1 protein-coding gene is annotated in these 764 nt (G+C 68.5%); it reads right to left on the bottom strand.

What is annotated here, in order from left to right; translation table 11 throughout:
• Positions 1-764 (bottom strand): AMP-binding protein (locus ABD466_RS44290; protein WP_344663332.1); only part of this gene is annotated, 764 nt, incomplete at both ends.

The following is a 764-nucleotide window of genomic DNA, read 5'->3' as shown; positions in this document are numbered from 1 at the left end:
ACCTCGGTGGTGGAGATGTTGTGGCCGGAGACGAGCATGATGTCGTCGACGCGGCCGAGCAGCCACAGGTCGCCGTCGGCGTCCTTCTTGGCGCCGTCGCCGGCGAAGTAGTAGCCCTGGTCGGCGAACCGCGACCAGTAGGTGTCGACGAACCGCTGCTGGTCGCCCCAGATGCCGCGGGCCATGGACGGCCAGGGCTTGTCCAGGACCAGCAGGCCGCCGTGGCCGTTCTCGACGATGTTCCCGTCCTTGTCGACGACGTTCGCCGAGATGCCCGGCAGCGGCCGCATCGCCGAGCCCGGCTTGGCCTCGGTGACGCCCGGCAGCGGGGAGATCATCATGGCGCCGGTCTCGGTCTGCCACCAGGTGTCGACCACCGGCGTCCGCTCGCCGCCGATGTTCTTGCGGTACCAGATCCAGGCCTCGGGGTTGATCGGCTCGCCGACCGAGCCCAGCAGGCGCAGCGAGGACAGGTCGAACTTGGCCGGGATGTCGTCGCCCCACTTCGCGAACATGCGGATCGCGGTGGGGGCGGTGTAGAGGAGGGTGATCTTGTACTTCTGGACGATCTCCCAGAAGCGGCCCTGGTGCGGGGTGTCCGGGGTGCCCTCGTACATGACTTCGGTGGCGCCGTTGGCCAGGGGGCCGTAGACGATGTAGGAGTGGCCGGTGACCCAGCCGACGTCGGCGGTGCACCAGTAGACGTCGGTCTCGGGCTTGAGGTCGAACACCGCGTGGTGCGTGTAGGCGGCCTGGGTGAGGTA

It is taken from the genome of Catenulispora subtropica (assembly GCF_039531675.1).
Lineage (GTDB): Bacteria > Actinomycetota > Actinomycetes > Streptomycetales > Catenulisporaceae > Catenulispora > Catenulispora subtropica.
Note: the sequence above shows the minus strand (reverse complement) of the source record. Positions and strands in the feature narration are given on the sequence as shown.